Here is an 18620-nt window from a genome sequence, read left to right on the forward strand (position 1 = left end):
CCGATGCCGCCGCAGCACGAAGGTTGAGCCATGAGCATCGCCCCTCCCCTCGATCCGCCCGCCGTCCGCACCCCGGACGATCTCCTCGCCGAGGCCGAGGCGGGCGTTGCCGCGGCGGGGCGGGTGCTGGCGCTGCTGCGCACACGGCTCGAGGCGGCCGTGGCGCCGGAGGGGCGGGTCGACCGCCGCCTCGCCGACGAGCATCAGATCCTGATGCACGGCTACGCCTGGTTCGCGACCACCTGCGAGGCGCTGCGGCAGATGCACGGATGGGCGCTCCGCCTCGACGAGGCGGGCGCCTTCGGCGAGCTGGAGCGGATGATCCTCCTCGCCGCGATGGGCGAGAACCTGGCGCAGCTCTCCGGCGGCGTCTGGATGAGCCAGGGCGAGATCGTCCGCCCGCGCGACTTCGGCGCCGGCGACGATGAGGTCGCCGCGCTGCTGGCACCGGTCGCCGGGCTCGTCACCGCCGGCACGGCGCCCGCGCTGGCGCCGGCCATCGCGAGCCTCGCCGCCCGGAGCGGCAGCTACGGCGCGCTGGGGCTCGACGACGAGACCCTCGCGATGATGCGGGACGAATTCCATCGCTTCGCCGACGCCAGGATCGCCCCGTTCGCGCACGGCTGGCACCTCGCGGACGAGCTCATCCCGATGCCGCTGATCGAGGAGATGGCCGAGCTCGGCGTCTTCGGCCTGACCATTCCGGAGGAGTTCGGCGGCCTCGGCCTCGGCAAGATGGCGATGTGCGTCGTCACCGAGGAGCTGTCGCGCGGCTACATCGGCACCGGCTCGCTCGGCACCCGCTCCGAGATCGCCGGCGAGCTGATCGCCTCCGCCGGCACCGAGGCGCAGAAGGCCCACTACCTGCCGAAGCTCGCCTCCGGCGAAATCCTGCCGACGGCCGTCTTCACCGAGCCGAACGCCGGCTCCGACCTCGCCTCGCTGAAGACCCGCGCGGTGAAGGACGGCGACGACTACGTGATCACCGGCAGCAAGACCTGGATCACCCACGCCGCGCGCACCGACCTGATGACGATGATGGTGCGCACCGACCCGGACGAGCCCGGCTACAAGGGCCTCTCCATGCTGCTCGCCGAGAAGCCGCGCGGCTCCGACGACGACCCGTTCCCGGCGGACGGCATGACCGGCGGCGAGATCGAGGTGCTCGGCTACCGTGGGATGAAGGAGTACGAGCTGTCGTTCGACGGCTTCCGCGTGCCGGTGGACGCGGTCCTCGGTGGCCGCGAGGGCGAGGGCTTCAAGCAGCTGATGGCGACGTTCGAGTCGGCGCGCATCCAGACCGCCGCCCGCGCCGTGGGCGTTGCCCAGAACGCGATGGAGACGGCGGTGCGCTACGCGACGGAGCGCGAGCAGTTCGGCCGGCCGATCGGCGCCTTCCCCCGGGTCGGCTCGAAGATCGGCAAGATGGTCGTCGACACGATGCTCGCCCGCCAGCTCACCTACTTCGCGGCCCGGCAGAAGGACTCGGGCCGGCGCTGCGACATCGAGGCGGGGATGGCCAAGCTCCTCGGTGCCCGCACCGCGTGGGCGAACGCGGACAACGCGCTGCAGATCCACGGCGGCAACGGGTTCAGCCTCGAATACGAGATCAGCCGCATCCTGTGCGACGCGCGCATCCTCAACATCTTCGAGGGCGCCGCGGAGATCCAGGCGCAGGTCGTCGCGCGCGGCCTGATCGAGGGGCGCAACTGAGATGACGCCGATCCTGACCGACCTCTCGATCGTCGAAGTCGCCGCCTTCATCGCCGCGCCGCTCGGCGGCCTCACCCTGTCGCAGCTCGGCGCGGACGTGATCCGCATCGACCCCATCGGCGGCAACATCGACTTCACCCGGTGGCCGCTCAACGACGAAGGCCACAGCATCTACTGGGCCGGCCTCAACAAGGGGAAGCGCTCGGTGGCGCTGGACCTCAGGTCGCCCGAGGGTCAGGAGATCGCGGCGGCGATCTGCACCCGCGCCGGCGAGGGCCGCGGGATCGTCACCACCAACCTCCCCGCCCGGGGCTGGATGGCCTACGAGGCGCTCGCCGCGCGGCGCGACGACCTCGTCATGGTGACGCTGATCGGCAATCCGGACGGGTCGGGCGCGCTGGACTACACCGTCAACTGCGCCTCCGGGTTCCCGGACGTGACGGGGCCCGGCGGCGCGCCGGTCAACCACGTGCTGCCGGCCTGGGACGTCGCGGCGGGGCTGACGATCTCGACCGCGGTGCTCGCCGCGGAGCGCTACCGGTCTCGGACCGGCAAGGGCCAGAAGGTGACGCTGTCGCTGGCGGACGTGATGCACGCGACCGTCTCCAACCTCGGCTTCACGATGGAGGTCGAGGCGAACGGCACGGTACGCCAGCCCATTGGCAACGACCTCTACGGCGCATACGGCCGGGACTTCCCGACCAGGGACGGCCGGCGGGTGATGATCGTCGCGATCTCCAACCGGCAGTTCCGCGCCGTCGGCGAGGCGACCGGGCTCGCCGAAAAGCTCGCGATGATCGGCGCGCTGATGGACGTCGACCTCTCCGACGAAGGCGGGCGTTTCGCGGCCCGGCATGCGATCTCCGCCGTGCTGGAGCCGTGGGTCGCGGCCCGCACCCTCGCCGAGATCCGCGAGGCGTTCGAGGGGACGGGCGTCCTGTGGGGCCCGTACCAGGACTTCGGCCAGCTCTTCGCCGAGGACAGGTGGCACTCCGAGGCGAACCCGATGTTCGGCCGCGCCGAGCACCACGGGATCGGCTCGCTGCGGACGCCGGGAACGCCGCTCGCCTTCGGCGCGGTGCCGCGGGGCGAGCCCGGCGCCTCCCCGCGCCTCGGAAGCTCGACCGAGGAGGTGCTCGTCGAGGACCTCGGCCTGCCGTCGACCGAGATCGCGCGGCTGAAGGACAAGGGCGTCGTGTCCCTCTGACCCGTTAGCGCGACGGGCGCACGGCCGGGACTGCCCGGCCGCCACGCCCGCGCGGACGTTAACCTCGATGTCCAAAAGGGGGCGAGGCGCGCAGTGGCCGCAAGGCACCGGCGGTCCCGATTTGGTACGCCATTCCCTCCTTGGATCCATCGACGGAGGCCCCCATGGGCACACCCCGATTCAACGCCGGGACACGCTGTGTCTCCGCCGTCCTCGCCGCAGCGCTGGCGCTCGTGCCGGCGGCCGCCCAGGCCTGCACCGGGATCCGCCTCGTCGCCGACGACAAGTCTGTCGTTCGCGCCCGCACCATGGAGTTCGGGACCGAGACGCATTCCAACGTGATCCTCGTCCCCCGCGGCTACGCGCGGACTGCGACCGCGCCGGACAACGCGAAAGGCAAGTCCTGGACGGCGAAGTACGCCAGCGTCGGCATGAACATGCTCGGCCTGCCGCTCGTCATCGACGGCTTCAACGAGAAGGGCCTGTCGATCGGCCTGTTCTACTTCCCCGGTTACGCGCAATACCAGGACTACGCCGCCGCCGACCAGGACAAGGCCATCGCCCCCTGGGAGCTCGGGACCTACATCCTCGACAACTTCGCCACCCTCGACGAGGTGAAGGCGGGTCTCTCCGAGGTGGTCGTGCCGAATGTCGAGTTCGCCGCGTGGAAGTTCGTGCCGCCGGTCCACTACATCGTGATGGACCCCTCGGGCACGTCCATCGTCATCGAGTACGTGAACGGGACGCTCAACGTTCACGACAACCCGATCGGGGTCATCACCAACTCGCCGACGTTCGACTGGCACATGACCAACCTGAACAACTTCGTGAACCTGGGGCTGGAGAACGTGCCGCCGAACAAGCTCGGCAGCATGACGTTCAACGGCTTCGGCCAGGGGACCGGCCTGCTCGGAATGCCGGGCGACTTCACGCCCCCCTCCCGCTTCGTGCGGGCTGCGATCTTCTCCTACGGCGTGCTCGGCAGCGAGACGAGCGACGATGCCGTGCTGGAGGCGTTCCACATCCTCAACAACTTCGACATTCCGAAGGGCGTCGCGCGGGACGGCGAGAAGGACGAGGACGGCAACGTCATCGCCGACTACACGCAGTGGACGGGCGCGTCGGACCTCTCGAAGCTGCGCTACTTCGTGCGGACCTACGACAACAGCGCAATCCGGTTCGTCGACATGACGAAGGAGACGCTCGACGCGGCGGACATCAAGGTCTGGCCGGTGGAGGGCGACGAGTCGGTCGAGCCGCTGAAGCCCGCCCGCTAGGCGGAACCGTCCCCGGCCCGGCCGCGCCGGGGTCCCGTCAGCAGAAGCCGACGCCCCGCGCGCACCGGCGGACCGTGCGGCGGGTGGCGCGGCGCACGACGCCCGCCACGCTGAGCGGCGTCAGCGGACGGCCGATGATCGCATGGGACTCGCGGACGACACCGCCGGATGCGTGGTCCACGCGCCTGCCGATCTCGAAGTTGCCGTGGTCTCAATGCCCTCAGCATGATCGCACGAGCAGTCCACGCTTCCCCACGTGACGGCGGCGCCAAGGTAGATCCCCGGACGCGACAAGGCTGACGCGGCGGGCAGCCGATCCGCCAACTTCTGGCGCAATATGACCGGTCCACTGCAGACGGCCCGGTTTTGCGAATGTCGCGCCGGCGTCCGCTTCGCCCGGCCGAAGGCGGCATCCTTGAGCCACCGCCGTCACCGTGGGACACACGGCGCACCAAGACGGCACTCCAGGGAGGCAACCCGCATGCACTCGCGAACGACGCTGCTCCTTTCCCTCGGCTCGCTCCTCTGCGCAGGCGGCGCCAGCGCCGGCCCGGTCACGGATTCCGCGATGACCTACGAGGCGGCGAGCAGGACGGCCGAATCGATCACCGGCCCCGTCACGCTCTCGCAGTCCTCCATCGCGTTCGGGAACGGGGCGAGCGTGGCGCTGAAGCTGGTGGAGGATGGCGTCGGCGGCTCGTGGGACGGCCTCGACGGGTCCGGTCCGGGGCAGATCTTCGAGCTGGCGGGCGACCCCGGCGCGCTCCTCAACGGCAACACCCTCTGCGGCCCCGGCACGGCAAGCTACCTCGTCGCCTCGGCGGCGACGAGGTACGGGATGAAGACGCTGACGCTCGCCGTCTTCCAGGGCGATACCGTCCCGACCGGAGCCGACGGCGCGGACCTTTGCGGCACCTACGGCTACGACGCGGACGACCCCAGACCGGCCCGGTAGGTGGTACGGGACCCGCGCCGGGGGATGGTCCCCGGCGCGGTGACCCGAGTGTCAGTCGGCGGAGTCGGCCGCCTCGGCGTCGAAGCTCGCGAGTTGTGCGGCGACGCATTCGCGCAGCGCGGTCATGAACCGCTCCACGCCGTCGGTGCCGATGACGAAGGGGTGCGGATCCCCATCCTTGCGGTTCGCCAGCCGCTCGGCCTTCTCGTCCGTGCCGTCGGTGCCCGGATGGTTGGAGAGGAAGACGTCGATCCCCTCCTCCGCCGCCATCTCGCGGACCTTGTCGGCGGAGTGCATCATGTCGAGGAAGCGGCCGGCGTCGGGACCGAAGTTGAGGCCGTTGCCGCCCCAGATCACCGCCTTGTGCGCCTCGTCCCCGTCCATCACGTCGAAGACGATGCCGATGGTGCCGACGGTATGGCCGGGCATCAGCACGATCTGCGCCGTGGTGTCGCCGAGGGTCACGGTATCGCCGTCGTCGACGGCGACGTCGCGCTCCGGCGGCGCGTCCCAGAGCTCGTCGGCGTACTGCAGCTCGGGCTTTTCCAGCTCGGCCCAGTCGAGCGCGCTCATGATGACCTCGGGACCGTACGTGTCCTGAAGGTATTTCGCGCCGCCGTAGTGGTCGCCGTGGGCGTGGGCGACGATGATCTTCTTGATGTCGGCCGGATCGAGCCCGAGCTCTTCGAGGCCGGCCTCGATGTAGTCCTTCGCTTCCTTCGCGTTGTTGAGCGCGTCGAACAGGATGATCCCGTCGCTGGTCTCGATCGCCCAGGCGCTCACCCACTTGGTGCCGACATAGTGCAGGTTGTCGAACACCGTGACGGGCGGGCGCGGTCCGAGCGTGGTCAGTTTCTCCAGCATGCCGTGGAGCTTGCCCTCGGGGATCACGAAGGTCTTGCCGATGTCCTTGCAGTTGCCGAGCGCGAGCGTCAGGTCATCGCCCGCCGCCTCCTGCGCCGCCGCCACGTGACGGGCCGAGACCTCGGCGTTCCCCTCCGCCGCGGATGCGCCGGCGACGAGACCCAGGCTGATCGCCCCGACCGCGCTGACGAACGCGGCGGTGCCGCGCGCCATTCTGGCTGCCATGTCGTCCTCCCTGTTCGGCTTCTATGATTGTGAATTGCCGATAACGGGAAGGTAGCGGACACCCCGGAGCGAACAACTCACGCATCTGGGGGCAATACCGTCGGCCTATGGCAGCGGGCGGGTGGGAGTTCTTCGGCCTCTTCCAAGTGGTGCCGCACCGAGCCGCAATAAGCCCAACGTTAATTCTTCAGGCTTTTGTTTGGCGCATCGAGGGCGCGCAGGCGCCACAAAGCCACGACCACAAGAGGTATCCTCACAATGGCGCCACAACATTCGGCTCCCGTGCTGATCGCGTCTGATGGAAAGACCGAGACGCTCCGCAAGCTTGGCAACGAACACCTCGAGACCATGCTGCAGAGTCTTGTCCACGCGCATCCTGAAGCGCTCCCGATCGCCGAGATCGACCCGCAGTTTGTTGGTGCGCTCGCAATCTGCCGCGAGTTGCAGCTATCCGGCGCTGGCGCTGTCGACAATTTCCTGATCACGCCCACCGGCCTGCCGGTGATGGTCGAGTGCAAGCTCTGGCGCAACCCGGAGGCGCGGCGCGCGGTAGTCGGTCAGATTCTTGACTATGCGAGGGTGCTAAGCCGCTGGTCCGTCGCTGACCTGGAACGCGAAGTGCGCGTGCGGACGAAGCGCGGACTTTTCGAACACGTCAGGGAGCGGTTTCCCGAGACAGACGAGGCGTCCTTTTGTGACGCCGTCAGTCACAACCTCCGTGTCGGGCGGTTCCTGCTTATCATATTGGGCGACGGTATTCGGGAAGGCGTAGAGACACTTGTCGAATTCATGCACCGTCATGCCGGTCTCAACTTCGGTTTCGGCTTGGTTGAGTTTCCTATCTACGAGTTGGCGAACGGAGAGCAAATCCTCGTTCCTCGTGTCCTTGCCCGCACGACGCTCATCACTCGTCACGTCGTAGAGCTGCCCGCCGGTCAATTGATCGGGGATGATGTGCAAGCGGAGGACGGGACGGTGGTCGATCCCGACCAAGAGGCTCTCAAGGACGAGCGCCGATCCTTCTGGCAGGAATTTCTATCTCACTATCTGACCCTGGACGATCCTGAGCAAATGACCCCTGGAGCGCCGCGAATGGGCTACATTACACTGCCGTTCCCGGCGCCATCAGGCAGCAGCTGGCTTACCGTTTATCGCGTGAAGAAGAGTGGCGAACTCGGTCTGATGCTATCCTCACACCGGAATTCTCCCGGCGAGGCAGCGATGCTCGCGGTTGCTGATGACTGGGATGAGATTCGCCCGCTTCTAGCCGGCGACGCTAGCCTGGAAACGGATAGATATGGCAGGCCTCGGATCGGCGAAGCTCGCTTCTTCGGCAATTTGGAGGATCCGGCAGTACGGCGGGCCGGATTTGATTGGCTGGCCGATCGGACGAACACCTATGTCAACGTACTTCGCCCCAGGGTGCGAGACGCGGTCGCTAACGCCGCCTAGGGGGATTGCAGGCGCGCGAACGTCGTAGCAGTCCCTGCCGAAGTGATCTCTCGCCCTTCGAAGCTGCCCTACGTCGGCAGTATCGCTCCACCCGCTGGATACACTGTTCGGCTCCAGGCCTTTGGTGCAAACGCCGATGGCCGCTCTTCGAAAGCCCCCACGGCAACAAAAAAGCCTCCCAGGGGGTCCCTGGGAGGCTTCGTTGGTCGGGATGGGGCTGCGGATTATTCCGCGGCTTCCTTCGGGATCTCTTCGCCGGTGTCCTGGTTCACGACCTTCATGGACAGGCGGACCTTGCCGCGCTCGTCGAAGCCCATGAGCTTGACCCAGACCTTCTGGCCTTCCTTGACGACGTCCGAGGACTTCTCGGGACGGCCATTGGTCATCTGCGAGATGTGGACGAGACCGTCGCGCGGGCCGAAGAAGTTCACGAAGGCGCCGAAGTCGACGACCTTCACGACCGTGCCCTCGTAGATCGCGCCGACCTCCGGCTCGGCGGTGATGCCGCGGATCCAGTTCAGCGCCGCCTTGATGGCCTTGCCGTCGGACGAGGCGATCTTGACGGTGCCGTCGTCGGAGATATCGACCTTGGCGCCGGTCTTCTCGACGATCTCGCGGATGACCTTGCCGCCGGAGCCGATGACTTCGCGGATCTTGTCGACCGGGATCTGGATGACCTCGATGCGCGGGGCGTACTCGCCGAGCTCCGCGCGCGCCTCGCCGATGGCCTTGCCCATCTCGCCGAGGATGTGGACACGGCCGTGCTTGGCCTGCTCGAGGGCGACCTTCATGATCTCCTCGGTGATGCCGTCGATCTTGATGTCCATCTGGAGAGACGTGACACCGTTCATCGAGCCGGCGACCTTGAAGTCCATGTCGCCGAGGTGGTCCTCGTCGCCCAGGATGTCGGACAGGACGGCGAACTTCTCGCCTTCCTTGATGAGGCCCATCGCGATGCCGGCGACGGGCGCCTTCAGCGGCACGCCGGCGTCCATGAGGGCGAGCGAGGAGCCGCAGACGGTCGCCATCGAGGACGAGCCGTTCGACTCGGTGATCTCGGACACGACGCGCTTGGTGTACGGGAAGTCGTGCTGCGCGGGCAGCATCGGGTGGACGGCGCGCCAGGCGAGCTTGCCGTGGCCGATCTCGCGGCGGCCGGGCGAGCCCATGCGGCCCGTCTCGCCGACGGAGTACGGCGGGAAGTTGTAGTGAAGGAGGAAGGTCTCCTTCCGGGTGCCCTCGAGCAGGTCGACGAACTGCTCGTCGTCGCCGGTGCCGAGCGTGGCGACGACCAGCGCCTGCGTCTCACCGCGGGTGAAGAGGGCCGAGCCGTGGGCGCGCGGCAGGATGCCGACTTCGCAGGAGATCGGACGGACCGTCTTCAGGTCGCGGCCGTCGATGCGGGTGCCGGCGTCCAGGATCTGGCCGCGCACGATCGAGGCCTCGACCTTCTTGAAGACGTCGCCGGCCTGCTGCTTGGTCGGGGCGCCCTCGTCCTCGGTGACGAACTGGGCCATGACGCGGGCCTTGACCTCGTCGATCGCGGCGCGGCGCTCGCTCTTCTCCTTGATCGCGTAGGCCTTCTGCAGGTCGGCCTTGGCGAAGGCGGTGACCTTGTCGGTCAGCGCGCTGCGGTCTTCCGGCTGGAAGTCGCGCGGCTCCTTGGCGGCCTTCTCGGCGAGGCGGATGACCGCGTCGATCACCGGCTGGAAACCCTTGTGACCGAACATCACGGCGCCCAGCATGATCTCCTCGGAGAGCTCCTTGGCCTCCGACTCGACCATCAGCACGGCGTCGCCCGTACCCGCGACGATGAGGTCGAGGGCGGAGTCTTCCATCTGGTCGAGGGTCGGATTGAGGACGTACTCACCGTCGACGTAGCCGACGCGGGCGCCGCCGATCGGGCCCATGAAGGGAACGCCGGAGATCGTCAGCGCGGCCGAGGCGGCGACCATCGCGACGACGTCGGGCTGCGTCTCGAGGTCATGCGCCAGGGTGGTGATGATGATCTGGGTGTCGTTCTTGTAGCCTTCGACGAAGAGCGGACGGATCGGCCGGTCGATCAGGCGGGAGGTCAGCGTCTCGTGCTCGGACGGACGGCCCTCGCGCTTGAAGTAGCCGCCGGGGATCTTGCCCGCCGCGAACGCCTTCTCCTGGTAGTTCACCGTCAGCGGGAAGAAGTCGAACCCGGGCTTGGGCTCCTTCTCGGAGACGACGGTGGCGAGGACGACGGTCTCGCCGTAGGTGGCGAGGACGGCGCCGTCGGCCTGACGGGCGATCTTGCCGGTCTCGAGCGTGAGCGTGCGACCGCCCCACTCAATGGATTCTCTTTGGATATCGAACATATTTTCTTGCCTTTCATGCGGACGGCACCGGCGGGCAAGACGGCGGGACGCTGCTCCCCGGAGGGTCCCCGGCGGACGATCCGCGAGGGTCACAGCGGCCGGCAATCCTGCCCCACGACAGCGCCAGTGACCACGGACGGTGCGCCCATGGCCGGTTCGCGGCCCTTGGGCCGCGTCGTTCGGGCGGCCCCTACGGCCGCCTGGGTCGGGCACGATGCGCCAGTCGACGGGGCGCAAGGTGCTTCGCTCGGAACGGCGCGGTGTGCGCCACGGATCGGGAGCACCGTGGCCGGTCCGGCCGTCGGGTGCGCCCCTTCAGGTACGACGCGCCGGAACCGGAGGTCCGACGCGAAAGGCCGCCCGAAGGCGGCCCGAACACGTCAGCGGCGCAGGCCGAGACGCTGAATGATCGACTGGTAGCGCGCGACGTCCTTGCCCTTCACGTAGTCGAGCAGGTGGCGGCGCTGGGAGACGAGCTTCAGGAGACCACGACGCGAGTGGTTGTCCTTCGCGTGGGTCTTGAAGTGACCGGTGAGGTTGTTGATCCGCTCGGTCAGGAGCGCGATCTGGACCTCGGGCGAACCGGTGTCGTTCTCTTTGGTGGCGTACTCTTTGATGAGCTCCTGGCGGCGCTCTGCGGTAATCGACATCGGTGTCTCCTACTCTCGAGGTGATGCGCGGCGAGCCGGGATGTCGTCCAGCAAGCGCGCGGAAGCGTCGTCTTTAAGGGTACGCGCGCTCGTTGGCAACGTGACGTTTGTCCGTGCCGCCGCGCGTTCCGTCGTACGTCCCCGAACATGGGGTCGGGCAGCGCCCACTTTTAGAGGCAGCGGAGCCCGCTTGTTCGCACCCAGCCGTAGTAAATGCTGGAGCCGGGCGCCGCAAGACGGACCCACAGATCCGCGATGGGATCGTAGGGAACGTCGAGGATCTCGACCGCGATCCCGCGGGGCAGCGTGCCGATGGTCGTCGTGCGCGGCGCGCGGCTGTACTGGATCGGCATGCCGAGGATGCACGCGTAGGCGCTCGGCGCCGGCGCGGGCAGGATGACGATGGGCCGGTCGAGATCGGCGGCGACCGCCGCGACCGGCACGACGGCGACGAGAACGGACGCGACGAGAAGCGGGGCGGCGGGAAGGAGAGCGGCGAGACCGCGCATGAGCTGGCTCCGGGCTGGCGACAGGGTTGCCCGCCGCGCCGGCCCACGCCCGCCCGGGCTCGGGGCCCGTTCCGCGAGTGCCCGCAGGCGTGGGTGCCCGACGCATCGGGGCGCCGGGAGCCTACGCCCGCCGTCTTGGCCGAAGGTGCGCTCGGCACCTCCGCCCTCTCCTCGTCCGTCCCGTCATAGGGCGCGTCGCGGCCGGAAAGCGGTCGCGACGGCCCGATCCGGGATCAGTCGTCGAACTCGCTCACCGCGGCGCGGGGCTCCGGAGCCTCGGCGCGCTCGGACGGCGCCACGATCGGCACCGTGATCCGGCGGCGCGGGGCGCGGAACACGCGGACCGGGCGCAGCTCGCCCGCCTGCGCACGGCAGAGGGCGACGAGCTTGCCCCCCTCGCGGGCGCAGATCTCGCTGTCCTCCGCCAGCATCGGGTCGCCGGGGCGCAGGAGCGCGCCCTGCCCGCGGCGCAGACGGCCGGCGGCGTTCCGGTCGACGTCCATCTCCGGCAGGCCGAGGAGCGCGTCGGCGGGGTCGCGCAGCACCGCCTCGATAGCAGCCTGCGGGTCGACCGCCCGCTCACGCAGCGCGTCGAGCGTGATCATGTCCTCCTCGCGGAACGGACCGACGCGCGTGCGGCGCAATGCCGTGACGTGCGCGCAGGTGCCAAGCGCCTCGCCCAGATCGCGGGCGATCGAGCGAACGTAGGTGCCCTTGCCGCAGTCGGCGACGAGCGTCACCTCGTCCTCGGTCGGATCGCCGACGATGACGAGGCGCGTGACGGTGACGACACGCGGCTTCAGCTCGACCACGGTGCCCTCGCGGGCGAGGTCGTAGGCGCGCTGGCCGTCGACCTTCACGGCGGAGTAGCGCGGCGGCACCTGGCTGATCTCGCCGACGAATCGGGGCAGCATCGCCTCGATCTGGTCGCGCGTCGGGCGCACGTCGGAGGTGGCGATCACGTCGCCCTCGGTGTCGTCGGTGGCCGTCGCGGCGCCCCAGCGGACCGTGAACTGGTAGCTCTTCGCACCATCCACGACGTAGGGCACCGTCTTCGTCGCCTCACCGAACGCGAGCGGCAGCAGGCCGGTCGCGATGGGGTCGAGGGTGCCCGCGTGGCCGGCCTTCTCGGGATTGAAGAGCCGCTTCACCGCCGACAGCGCCTGCGTGGAGGTCAGACCCGACGGCTTGTCGAGGACGATCCATCCGTCGAGCTGATTCTTCGGCTTGCCACGGCGGCGCTGGCCCTTACCGCGCGACCTCTGCGGCGCCGGAGCTTGCTCGCGCTCCAGGTCGAATGTCCGCACGCGGTTTGTCTCCCATCTCATCTTCGGTGTCGCTCACTCGTTATTGTCGCCGCGGGGATGGTCGGCGGGTGTCCCCTCGCCCGGACCGGGGACGCGGCGCTCGGCCTCGTCGGTTCCGTCCTCGGGCTTGTCCTCGTGCTCGATGTCGGCCGCCACGGAGGGATCGTGCAGCGCCTCGCGCATGCGGTCGTCGTCGTCGAATCGGGTGTCGAGCCGGAAGCGCAGCTCGGGCATGTACTTAAGCTGACGGATCTGGCGCGAGAGCTGCCCGCGCAACGGCTTGGCCTGGCGCGCCAGCGCCTTCACGATCAGCTCCGCGTTCATCCCGCCGAGCGGCATGACGTAGACGGTCGCGATCTTGAGGTCGGCCGACATCCTCACCTCGGGCACCGTGATGGGTTGCCGGTCGAGGTCGGGATCGTAGGTGCCTCCGCGCATCAAAATGTCGGAGAGCGCGTGGCGGACGAGCTCGCCCACGCGCAATTGGCGTTGTGATTGCATTTTGGTCGTCACTTTGTCCAAGCCGGAGTCGGACCGGCAAGATTCTCACGCGCGCGGCCTGGCCGCACGGACTCATATAGTCATCCGAAAAGAACGATGCCCGCAGTAAACTACGGGCGACCGTTTCTCATTCCGACCACCGCCGCGGCGGTGTGGCCGGGGTGGGGTCGCCCCGCCGCTCGGCGAGGCGCGCCGGGTGAAGCGTTACGCCAGCGTACGCTCCACCTCCTCCACTCGGAAGCACTCGATGACATCGCCTTCGCGGATGTCCTCGTACCTCTCGAAAGCCATGCCGCATTCCTGACCGGCCTGGACTTCCTTCACTTCGTCCTTGAAGCGCTTGAGCGTCTTCAGCATGCCCTCGTGGATCACGACGTTGTCGCGCAGGAGGCGCACGCCGGCACCACGCTCGACCATGCCTTCCGTGACCCGGCAACCCGCGACCTTGCCGACCTTCGTGATGTTGAAGACCTGCAGGATCTCCGCGTAGCCGATGAAGGTCTCGCGGCGTTCCGGCGCAAGCATGCCGGACATCGCTTCCTTCACGTCGTCGATCAGGTTGTAGATGATCGAGTAGTAGCGGATCTCGACGCCAGCCCGATCGGCCGCCTCCCGCGCCTGCTTGTTGGCGCGGACGTTGAAGCCGATGATGATGCCGCCGGTGGCCGCAGCGAGGGTCACGTCCGACTCGGTGATGGCGCCGACGCCCTGGTGCAGGACACGGGCGGCCACCTCGTCGGTGTTGAGCTTCTCGAGCGCGCCGACGATGGCCTCGGCCGAGCCCTGCACGTCCGCCTTGAGGACGAGCGGGAACTCCGACAGCCCCTGCGACTGCAGGTTCGTCATCATCTGCTCGAGCGACATCGCCGTCGACGGGGCGGCGGACGCCTCCCGCTTCAGGCGGTCGCGGTACTCGGTGATCTCACGGGCGCGCTGCTCGGACTCGACGACCACGAACTGGTCGCCGGCTTCCGGCGTGCCGTTGAGGCCGAGAACCTCGACCGGCATGGACGGGCCGGCTTCCTTGACCCGCTCGCCCTGGTCGGTGACGAGCGCGCGGACCTTGCCCCACTCGGTGCCGGCGACGAGGATGTCGCCCACCTTGAGCGTGCCCTGCTGGACGAGGCAGGTCGCGACCGAGCCGCGGCCCTTGTCAAGCTGCGCCTCGACGACGACGCCCTGGGCCTCGCGGTCGGGGTTGGCCTTCAGCTCGAGGATTTCGGCCTGCAGCAGACAGGCGTTGAGGAGATCCTCGAGGCCCTGCCCGGTGTGCGCCGAAACCTCGACGTCCTGCACGTCACCCGACAGGCTCTCGACGACGACGTCGTACTGGAGCAGGTCGGTGCGCACGCGCTGCGGATCCGCGGCCGGCTTGTCCACCTTGTTGATGGCGACGATCATCGGAACGCCGGCAGCCTTCGCGTGGCTGATGGCTTCCTGCGTCTGCGGCATCACGCCGTCGTCAGCCGCCACCACGAGGATGACGATGTCCGTCGCCTTGGCGCCGCGGGCGCGCATCGCGGTGAACGCGGCGTGGCCCGGGGTGTCGAGGAACGTCACCTTGCCGGCGCCGATATCGACCTGATAGGCGCCGATGTGCTGGGTGATGCCACCGGCCTCGCCCTGCACGACGTTGGCCTTGCGGATCGCGTCCAGCAGGCTGGTCTTGCCGTGGTCGACGTGGCCCATGATGGTGACGACCGGCGGACGCGGGATCGCGTTCTCGGTGTCGATGTCGCGTTCCTCGAAGAGGCCCTCTTCGACGTCCGCTTCGGAGACGCGCTTCACGGTGTGGCCGAACTCCGTCACCACCAGCTCCGCCGTCTCGGCGTCGATGATGTCGGTGATCTTGTGCATCTGCCCCTCTTTCATGAGGAGCTTGATGACGTCCACACCACGTTCGGACATGCGGGCCGCGAGGTCCTGGATGGAGATCGCGTCGGGAATGGTCACTTCACGCATAATCTTTTCGCGGGGACCAGTACGCGATCCACCGCGCTTTTCCTTTTCCCGGCGACGGCGCAGAGCGGCCAGCGACCGTCCGCGCTCGGAGTCGTCCTCGAGCGCAGTGGTGATCGTCAGCTTCGTCTTGCGGCGATCGTCGCCCTTCGTGGCGGTCTTGGTCGGCGTGGCGCGGGCCTTCTTGGCCTTGGCCGAAGCCGCCTCGTCCTCCTCGAGCGCGTCGGTCTTGCGACGGACCGGCGTTGCGCCACGGGCGGAGCGGGCCTCGGCCGTCTCGCCCGGAGCGACGGACGCGTCGGCGGCCTTGTTCGCGGCCTCCTCGGCTTCCTTGGCGGCACGGCGCGCCGCGAGCTCGGCCTCGGCCTGACGGCGGGCCTCCTCGCGCTCCTTGCGCAGCTCTTCCTCGGCGAGCTGGCGCTTGGCGGCGACGATGGCCTCGCGCTCACGCACGGCCTCTTCCTCGGCGCGCTTCTTCTGCTCGCTCTCCTGGGAGCGGGCCATCGCCAAGGCGCGGGCGCGGGCTTCCTGCTCGGCGCGCGACAGGGTGCGGTGGACCTGTCCACCGCCGCCGGCCTGGCGCCGGTCACGATCGCCGCCGCGGTTGCGGTCGCCGCCGCGGTCGCCCCGGTCGGAGCGGCCGGCCGGAGCGCCGGCGTTGCGGTCGCGCTCGCGGCCGCGGTTGTCGCGGCCGTCGCGGTCACGTTCGCTGCGGCCGTCGCCGGTGCGGGCCTGGGCACCGCCACGCGGGCCCGGGGTCGAGGCATGGGCCGAGCGGCGACGCGGCTCGTCCGACGTGGCCGGAGCGGGCGGCGAGGTCCTCACCTCGGCCTTGCCGATGATGCGCGGGCGGCGCGGCATGTCGAGAGCGCGAGCAGCGAGTTCCTCGGCGGTCGGCATCTGCTGACCGCCGGCCTCGGCCTGAGCCTCGGGCTGGGAGGCCGCTGCGGAAGGGGTCGCGGCCGGCGCCGGAGCGGCGGCCTCGGCGTTCGGCGCGCCGGCGGCGCTCGGCGCCTGGGCCTCGCGGCGTGCGGCTTCGGGCGCGGCCGTGGGGGCCTCGCGAGCCGGAGCGTCGGCGGGCGGCGTCTGAGCGCGGCGCGGCGCCTCCGCGGCCGGCGCCGCCTGAGGGCGACGCGGCTCTGCGGCCGGAGCCGGAGCATCCTGCCCCGGCACCATCACTCGGCGCTGCTTCTTCTTCTCGACAACGACCGACTTCGTGCGGCCGTGGGAGAAGCTCTGGCGTACAGTGCCCTTCTCCACGCCGCCGCGGCGAAGCGACAGAGTCTGCTTACGGCCGCCAGCCTGTTCGCCGGTGTCGTTCGTTTCGCTCATATTGCAATTGGTCCTGCGAACCGGAGTTCGTCGGGCTGATCAGGATGCATCTCGTCGTGCGTGCCGCCAATCAGGTACACGCGCAAGCGCGCTGCATCCAGGATAAAGAGTTCGCTTAGCCGACCGGTCGTCAGTGCGGCATGAACCACACGGTCGCGACCCAGAGTGCGTTCCAGCTCAGCTGAATCGAACACGTCGACCACTGTCACGTTGTTATGGAGATCCAAGGCGTTCTTGGCAAGCGCCTCGACCTTTCGTCGCCCGTCCGGAGCCCCATCTGCCGCGAAGATCAGGCCGCATACCTGCCCACCGGACAGTGCAGCCTTCACCTTCTCGAACCCCTGGGTCACCAGACCGGCCTTCTGCGCGAACGCCAGACGCTCCAGCGCCGCCCGCCTGAGCAGGGCTTCGACCTGCTCAGGCAACTCGTCGGGCACGTCGACCTGTGCCTTGAAACCCCTTGAAAACGCCCGCTTCTTGACCGCGAGCGCCACACTTGCCGACGTGGCGTCGACCCAGACCCCACGCCCCGGCAGCTTGCGCCTGATGTCAGGCACGACGGCGCCGTCCGGCGACAGCACGAACCGGATCATCGATTCGGGCGCGCCAGTTCGCCGCGTCACCACGCAGGTGCGCGTCGGGGGTTTTGTGGGGCGCGCCGTCAGTTTGCGTTCTCCAGCGGCTCGTCGCCGTCGGCGACCACCTCGTCGACCTCGTCCCCGGCCTCGATCTCGTCCTCGTCTTCGACATCACCGTTGAGGTCTTCCTCGGTGATCCAGCCGGCGAGAACACGGGCCGTCATGATCATCTGCTCCGCGTCGGCACGCGAGACGCCGAACTCTGCGAGCGGACCGGTGTGACGAACGGTCTCGGAGCCGCGCTTCTCGACCCAGCCGACGAGATCGTCGGGGACCGAGCCGGCGAAGTCTTCCAGATTCTTCACGTCGTCCTTGCCGAGCGCGACCATCATCGCGCTCGTCATGCCGGGAACCTCGCGCAGGTCGTCCTCGACCCCGAGCTCGCGGCGCGCCTCGTCGTTGCGCCGCTCGAGCTCCTCGAGGTTCTCGCGGGCGCGGGCCTGGATCTCCTCGGCGGTCTCCTCGTCGAAGCCCTCGATCGAGGCGATTTCGTCGAGGTCCACGTAGGCGACCTCCTCCATGGAGGTGAAGCCCTCGGAGGCGAGGAGCTGGCCCACCACCTCGTCGACGTTGAGGCCGTCGACGAAGAGCTGGGTGCGCTCCTGGAATTCCTTCTGGCGGCGCTCCGATTCCTCGGCCTCGGTCAGGATGTCGATGTCCCAGCCGGTGAGCTGCGAGGCGAGGCGCACGTTCTGGCCGCGGCGGCCGATGGCGAGCGAGAGCTGCTCGTCCGGCACCACCACCTCGATGCGCTCGGAGTCCTCGTCGAGGACCACCTTGGCGACTTCCGCCGGCTGCAGCGCGTTGACGATGAACGTCGCGGCGTCCGGCGACCAGGGAATGATGTCGATCTTCTCGCCCTGCAGCTCCTGCACGACGGCCTGCACGCGCGAGCCGCGCATACCGACGCAGGCGCCGACCGGATCGATCGACGAATCACGGGAGATGACGGCGATCTTGGCGCGCGAGCCCGGGTCGCGGGCGACCGACTTCACCTCGATGACGCCGTCGTAGATCTCCGGCACTTCCTGGCGGAAGAGCATGGCGGTGAACTGCGGGTGCGTGCGCGACAGGAAGATCTGCGGCCCGCGCGGCTCGCGGCGGACGTCCATTACATAGGCGCGGATGCGGTCACCGGGGCGGAAGACCTCGCGCGGGATGAGCTGGTCGCGGCGGCAGATGGCCTCGCCGCGGCCGAGGTCGACGATGACGTTGCCGTACTCGGCCCGCTTGACGATGCCGTTGATGATGTCGCCGACGCGGTCCTTGTACTCCTCGTACTGCCGGTCGCGCTCGGCCTCGCGCACCTTCTGCACGATGACCTGCTTGGCCGACTGCGTGGCGACGCGGCCGAACTCGATCGGCGGCAGCGGGTCGGCGATGAAGTCGCCGACCTGCGCGTCCGGGTTCTTGGCGAGGGCGTCGACGAGGGCGATCTGGGTGGCGGGGTTCTCCACCTCGTCGACGACGAGGAGAAGGCGCTGCAGGCGCGTTTCGCCGGACTTCGGGTTGATCTCGGCGCGGATCTCGGTCTCCTGACCGTAGCGGGCGCGGGCGGCCTTCTGGATCGCGTCTTCCATCGCCTCGATGACGATGGCCCGGTCGATCTGCTTCTCCCGCGCCACTGCGTCGGCGATCTGCAACAACTCCAGCTTGTTCGCGCTGACTGCCATATGGTTTCCGTCC

Annotated in this window: 15 protein-coding genes; 5 read left to right on the forward strand and 10 right to left on the reverse strand. The window is 68.8% G+C overall.

Annotated elements, in window-relative coordinates; all coding sequences use genetic code 11:
• Positions 1 to 30: 30 nt before the first annotated feature.
• From DLJ53_RS18710 to DLJ53_RS18720, 3 genes are all read left to right on the forward strand, one after another.
• Positions 31 to 1713 (forward strand): acyl-CoA dehydrogenase family protein, encoded by a 1683-nt coding sequence (locus tag DLJ53_RS18710; protein WP_111348062.1) that lies wholly within the window; start codon positions 31 to 33, stop codon positions 1711 to 1713.
• 1 nt (position 1714) lies between these two features.
• Positions 1715 to 2920, forward strand: coding sequence for a CoA transferase (locus DLJ53_RS18715; protein WP_111348064.1), 1206 nt, complete (start codon positions 1715 to 1717; stop codon positions 2918 to 2920).
• A 164-nt stretch (positions 2921 to 3084) separates the two neighbouring features.
• On the forward strand, positions 3085 to 4197 hold the full coding sequence (locus tag DLJ53_RS18720; RefSeq protein WP_111348066.1) for a linear amide C-N hydrolase: 1113 nt from the start codon (positions 3085 to 3087) through the stop codon (positions 4195 to 4197).
• Positions 4198 to 4234: 37 nt separating this feature from the next.
• Here the strand turns inward: DLJ53_RS18720 and DLJ53_RS35265 are convergent, their stop codons facing one another.
• Positions 4235 to 4378: a hypothetical protein gene (locus tag DLJ53_RS35265; RefSeq protein ID WP_162409365.1), complete on the reverse strand. Its 144-nt coding sequence runs from the start codon at positions 4376 to 4378 to the stop codon at positions 4235 to 4237.
• A gap of 300 nt (positions 4379 to 4678) precedes the next feature.
• On the opposite strand from DLJ53_RS35265, the gene DLJ53_RS18725 reads away from it, so the two are divergent.
• Positions 4679 to 5152, forward strand: a complete 474-nt coding sequence (locus DLJ53_RS18725; protein WP_111348068.1) for a hypothetical protein — start codon at positions 4679 to 4681, stop codon at positions 5150 to 5152.
• A gap of 51 nt (positions 5153 to 5203) precedes the next feature.
• On the opposite strand, the gene DLJ53_RS18730 is transcribed toward DLJ53_RS18725, so the two are convergent.
• A complete protein-coding gene (locus tag DLJ53_RS18730) occupies positions 5204 to 6241 on the reverse strand; it encodes an MBL fold metallo-hydrolase (protein WP_111348070.1) in 1038 nt (345 codons plus the stop codon).
• A 258-nt stretch (positions 6242 to 6499) separates the two neighbouring features.
• Here DLJ53_RS18730 and DLJ53_RS18735 point away from each other — a divergent pair, with 258 nt between their 5' ends.
• Positions 6500 to 7693, forward strand: coding sequence for a hypothetical protein (locus DLJ53_RS18735; RefSeq protein ID WP_146620028.1), 1194 nt, complete (start codon positions 6500 to 6502; stop codon positions 7691 to 7693).
• A 224-nt stretch (positions 7694 to 7917) separates the two neighbouring features.
• On the opposite strand, the gene pnp is transcribed toward DLJ53_RS18735, so the two are convergent.
• The 8 genes from pnp to nusA all read right to left on the reverse strand — a co-directional run bounded on the left by pnp (position 7918) and on the right by nusA (position 18607).
• Positions 7918 to 10038: a polyribonucleotide nucleotidyltransferase gene (gene pnp, locus DLJ53_RS18740; RefSeq protein WP_111348074.1), complete on the reverse strand. Its 2121-nt coding sequence runs from the start codon at positions 10036 to 10038 to the stop codon at positions 7918 to 7920.
• Between the two features lie 380 nt (positions 10039 to 10418).
• Positions 10419 to 10688, reverse strand: a complete 270-nt coding sequence (gene rpsO / locus DLJ53_RS18745; protein WP_111348076.1) for a 30S ribosomal protein S15 — start codon at positions 10686 to 10688, stop codon at positions 10419 to 10421.
• A gap of 170 nt (positions 10689 to 10858) precedes the next feature.
• Positions 10859 to 11197, reverse strand: a complete 339-nt coding sequence (locus tag DLJ53_RS18750; RefSeq protein WP_111348078.1) for a hypothetical protein — start codon at positions 11195 to 11197, stop codon at positions 10859 to 10861.
• A gap of 233 nt (positions 11198 to 11430) precedes the next feature.
• Positions 11431 to 12504 carry a tRNA pseudouridine(55) synthase TruB gene (gene truB / locus DLJ53_RS18755; protein ID WP_244935106.1) on the reverse strand — a complete coding sequence of 358 codons (1074 nt, stop codon included), beginning with the start codon at positions 12502 to 12504 and terminating at the stop codon, positions 11431 to 11433.
• Between the two features lie 33 nt (positions 12505 to 12537).
• Positions 12538 to 13017 carry a 30S ribosome-binding factor RbfA gene (gene rbfA, locus DLJ53_RS18760; protein WP_342353603.1) on the reverse strand — a complete coding sequence of 160 codons (480 nt, stop codon included), beginning with the start codon at positions 13015 to 13017 and terminating at the stop codon, positions 12538 to 12540.
• 192 nt (positions 13018 to 13209) lie between these two features.
• A complete protein-coding gene (gene infB / locus DLJ53_RS18765) occupies positions 13210 to 16296 on the reverse strand; it encodes a translation initiation factor IF-2 (RefSeq protein ID WP_244935107.1) in 3087 nt (1028 codons plus the stop codon).
• A complete protein-coding gene (locus tag DLJ53_RS18775; RefSeq protein WP_111348083.1) occupies positions 16293 to 16961 on the reverse strand; it encodes an RNA-binding protein in 669 nt (222 codons plus the stop codon). The genes infB and DLJ53_RS18775 overlap by 4 nt, the downstream gene beginning before the upstream one ends.
• Positions 16958 to 18607, reverse strand: coding sequence for a transcription termination factor NusA (gene nusA, locus DLJ53_RS18780; RefSeq protein ID WP_111348084.1), 1650 nt, complete (start codon positions 18605 to 18607; stop codon positions 16958 to 16960). Before nusA ends, DLJ53_RS18775 begins: the two co-directional genes overlap by 4 nt.
• Positions 18608 to 18620 lie beyond the last annotated feature (13 nt).

Source organism: Acuticoccus sediminis, assembly GCF_003258595.1.
In the GTDB taxonomy this organism is placed as follows: Bacteria; Pseudomonadota; Alphaproteobacteria; order Rhizobiales; family Amorphaceae; genus Acuticoccus; species Acuticoccus sediminis.

Bases quoted from the DNA above. Each gene is read 5' to 3' on its own strand.
- DLJ53_RS18710 (WP_111348062.1), top strand. From the start codon at position 31: ATGAGCATCGCCCCTCCCCTCGATCCGCCCGCCGTCCGCACCCCGGAC.
- DLJ53_RS18715 (WP_111348064.1), top strand. From the start codon at position 1,715: ATGACGCCGATCCTGACCGACCTCTCGATCGTCGAAGTCGCCGCCTTC.
- DLJ53_RS18720 (WP_111348066.1), top strand. From the start codon at position 3,085: ATGGGCACACCCCGATTCAACGCCGGGACACGCTGTGTCTCCGCCGTC.
- DLJ53_RS18725 (WP_111348068.1), top strand. From the start codon at position 4,679: ATGCACTCGCGAACGACGCTGCTCCTTTCCCTCGGCTCGCTCCTCTGC.
- DLJ53_RS18730 (WP_111348070.1), bottom strand. From the start codon at position 6,241: ATGGCAGCCAGAATGGCGCGCGGCACCGCCGCGTTCGTCAGCGCGGTC.
- DLJ53_RS18735 (WP_146620028.1), top strand. From the start codon at position 6,500: ATGGCGCCACAACATTCGGCTCCCGTGCTGATCGCGTCTGATGGAAAG.
- pnp (WP_111348074.1), bottom strand. From the start codon at position 10,038: ATGTTCGATATCCAAAGAGAATCCATTGAGTGGGGCGGTCGCACGCTC.
- rpsO (WP_111348076.1), bottom strand. From the start codon at position 10,688: ATGTCGATTACCGCAGAGCGCCGCCAGGAGCTCATCAAAGAGTACGCC.
- DLJ53_RS18750 (WP_111348078.1), bottom strand. From the start codon at position 11,197: ATGCGCGGTCTCGCCGCTCTCCTTCCCGCCGCCCCGCTTCTCGTCGCG.
- infB (WP_244935107.1), bottom strand. From the start codon at position 16,296: ATGAGCGAAACGAACGACACCGGCGAACAGGCTGGCGGCCGTAAGCAG.
- nusA (WP_111348084.1), bottom strand. From the start codon at position 18,607: ATGGCAGTCAGCGCGAACAAGCTGGAGTTGTTGCAGATCGCCGACGCA.